The sequence below is a fragment of the Rhodococcus sp. LB1 genome, assembly GCF_001583455.1.
GTDB classification, from domain to species: domain Bacteria; phylum Actinomycetota; class Actinomycetes; order Mycobacteriales; family Mycobacteriaceae; genus Rhodococcus_F; species Rhodococcus_F opacus.
Genome location: NZ_LTCZ01000322.1, coordinates 1 through 3,149, shown reverse-complemented (window position 1 = coordinate 3,149; position 3,149 = coordinate 1). Strand labels below are relative to the sequence as shown.

Below are 3,149 nucleotides of genomic sequence, written 5' to 3'. Positions count from 1 at the left end.
CATGCGTCTCGGCCGCAGAAAATCACAGTGTTCTGCCCAGCGCACTGCGTGCTGTTAAATACAAGGCCATGTACTGGATAAGCTGGTTCGAGGCGAAGATACTCGGTGAAAATTTGCGTGGGCACATAATCGATATGCTCGCGGCCGTCTAGGACGATAGGTTGCGCCAGGTCCTTGGCGAACTGACGCAAGAATGAAAGAATATAATATTCGTCGCGCGCGTCCTTGTTGAATGAACTAGGCAATTCTGGTAGGCGTGAAAGGTCAATCACCATATTGTCTTTTACGGTCTTGAACTTCCCTACTATGGCGTGGGCTGATTCGCTATGTGCGCTGATCTCGGCGACTGCGGTCGCGTAGGAGTCGCCTCCATAGAACATTGAGATGCCAGCCGGGCTCATTCGGTTTGCGGCGGCTTTCTCGCGGGGTGGTGATCCTAGATCGGAGCCGGAGAGCGCGCTGAGTTCCTGCTTCTCCTCGAACATCCGGCCACGGTAGAGTTCTGAACCCTTGTCTAGCTGGCGCCAAACGCCGTCGATCTGAAAAAGGATATTGCTGAGCCTTTTAAAGAAGTCGATCACCGAGATTTCTTCAGGATCGTATTCGCTTTCTTTTTCGTCTGTCATGAATAAGAATCGAGTTTCATACTTCACTTTCTCTTTGAATCGACTCCAGGTGAGAAGCATCGCCTCGTCCTGGTGGATCCGTTGCCAATCTGATTTGACCCACGCATCTTCGACCATGCATTCCTGAATTTCATCGAGGATGGAATCATCGATATCGAAACTCTGCATGGCCGCGTAGAGCATTTCCTCCGCGACTTCATCTGAATCGAAATGTTTTATTTGAAATTCTCCACCTTCGAATGGGGCGCCTTCGTCATTCGCCCGTCGATAGTGGAGATGAACTCCAACCATGAATCCGGACATGAAATCCTCGAAAGCCGCCGCAATGGGTTCTCCCTTCGTTCCCGTAGCGGGGCAGAAACTGCATGCCTCCTCGGAGGCGTAATCCTGGATGTGTCGCTTCAGCGCCTCATCGGGTATGTGGTCAGGGCATATGGCCTTTTCGCCCGAGGTGAAGCCCCTGTACGAATCTTGTAGTTGCTGTTCCTTCGCGAATCCCATGTGGAGATGCAAGCACACCCAGCCGTCGGAACTCCCTTGTGACGACTAAATATGTGGTCCGTGTCGGATCAGCACTCTGTACCTACGGTTGATCAGGCAACCCCAGGGGGAAGTTGATCGTCTCGAACTTCAATGTGCTCGTCGAGTTCGAACGAACTTGATCCGGAATGCGCTGACGTCGGTATTTGCGGCGCGCTCATGCCCCCATGTCACCTTCGGACGCGGGCAACGGCAGGTGGCCTTAATGAGATTCGCCAGGCTCAGAAGATGCGAGAGAACGGTATGGCCCTCGTCGGCATCGTGTCAATGTCGCACGTAAGCGCCCATTTGGCGCGATCTGGGGTATCGATCCGACGTATGGACGCGATACCCGCGAGCTCGGCAGGGCCACCCCGTAGTTGTCGCGATGAGTGCGCACGATCCGCCTTCATGAAGCACCACGCGTTCCAGCATGAGAACGAGTGGCGTGTCTTGCTCATCAACAGAACTGATCCAAACCTCAAGTTCAGGTCAGGCGCATTGGGTGTTTTCCCCTACGTTGAGATCGGGTTCCCCTCCCACGCCATTTCGGAGGTCGTCATTGGTTCCGGGCCGCACCCGGGACTCCGCAAACAAGCGGTGAAAAGCTGCTCGACTCTGAGGGCTACGAGAAGATGCCTGTGCGACTTTCCAAGGTGCCCTACCGGCCCTGAACTCCCACCGTGTGCAGTTGAAAATCAACAGCGGCAGTCGAACGTTTCGTGGTAACCGAGGCCGGAGTCGAAGAACACCACCGGCACGTCCGGGTCCACCCGCCGGACGAGGTCGAGGACGACGAGGGAATCCTTGCCGGCGGAGAAAGGACGTAGCCGTCATGCCGGGCGAGATGCGCCTCAATCCGCGCCAGGATGGCCTCGCCGGCCGCCCGTCTGGCCTGCGTTGACGAGGTGCGCAGTCCGCGCAGCGTGGTCAAGTCCAGGCCGGGCTCTGGGATCTCTGCTGGCAATCGCATCCTTGCGGATATGGTGTGCGGGACGACGACTTCCGTTCTCGGTCCCGTCCTCAGGGCGCTCAACCCTGATGTTTCGGTTACTGACTGTTGATGGTGGGAAGGGACTACATCTGTGCCGCAATCACGGGGTCGTGGACTTGCCTCGGTTCCTGAACATCTTCGGCAAAGCCGCATCCACACCCCGGGCTGTGATTGGGAATACACCGATGACTGCGCGGTCGAGTTGCGTGAGCTGAAGCGGATCGACCGCGACGCCTGGGAAGTACTTGCGGCCCTGATTCTCGATGCGATCGATGTTGGCCTCGATGCCGGCGATAACGGCGGGGGGACGTACACCGTCCCGGTCGGTTGGCACGTGGATCAGCGCAGGCACTTCAGCCGCAAGACCATGCCCTGGCTGGGCGAACTGAAGGCCGAAGGTACTCGCGGCAAGCAGATCGACTACCGGCTGTATTTCCTTGAGACGAGGAGCGCTCCGGACGGCGAAACGGATCTCGTTCTCGGATCCTCGCGACCTGGAGGGAAGGGAGTTGCTGGCGACTATAACCCTGCTGGACAGACCGGCGACATGGTCAAGGCGATGTGGCGAGGGATCAAATGGTGCGAGGCGCAAGATCCTGTGCGGTCGTGGCACACCTGGGATTGATTTACTGCTAGTCTTGCTCTATAAGTCAAGTTTGCAGGTCAACGGCCTGGTAGCGAGAGAGGTGACGCCATGGTGCTCCCAGGAATGGAGAACGCGAGTTCGGAGGACCGTCTTGGCGTTGACTTGGCGCGCGCGCAGAACCAACTTGTTCGCGAGCTGCGTGCTCGGCGTGCCGCGCTGAACCTGTCAGCCGGCGAGGTGGCAGCCAGGATGGAGGTGGATCCGAGTTTCGTCTCGAGATTCGAGCGGGGCGGCACGAACGCGACCTTCGCTACCATCCGGCGTTACGCGAAAGCAGTCGACGCCATGGTCACCTACGAGGTTTGCTCGTATCAGGAACACAAGACCAAGGTTGTCGCCCAACGAGCAGATGCCATCCTCTGGC

3 protein-coding genes and 1 pseudogene are annotated in these 3,149 nt (G+C 57.5%); 2 read left to right on the top strand and 2 right to left on the bottom strand.

The window, feature by feature from the left end:
- Positions 1-1,127 (bottom strand): HEPN-associated N-terminal domain-containing protein (locus AZG88_RS32475; protein ID WP_061700188.1); only part of this gene is annotated, 1,127 nt, incomplete at its 3' end.
- A gap of 728 nt (positions 1,128-1,855) precedes the next feature.
- A pseudogene (locus tag AZG88_RS50845) lies at positions 1,856-2,118 on the bottom strand (phosphoadenosine phosphosulfate reductase domain-containing protein); the annotation flags it as partial.
- Between the two features lie 112 nt (positions 2,119-2,230).
- Here AZG88_RS50845 and AZG88_RS52140 point away from each other — a divergent pair.
- Both AZG88_RS52140 and AZG88_RS32460 read left to right on the top strand, forming a co-directional pair.
- Complete coding sequence (locus AZG88_RS52140; RefSeq protein WP_156517681.1) at positions 2,231-2,764, top strand: hypothetical protein; 534 nt, start codon at positions 2,231-2,233, stop codon at positions 2,762-2,764.
- Positions 2,765-2,848: 84 nt separating this feature from the next.
- Positions 2,849-3,149, top strand: a 301-nt coding sequence (locus AZG88_RS32460) for a helix-turn-helix domain-containing protein (RefSeq protein WP_197487979.1), incomplete at its 3' end; no start/stop codon positions are given.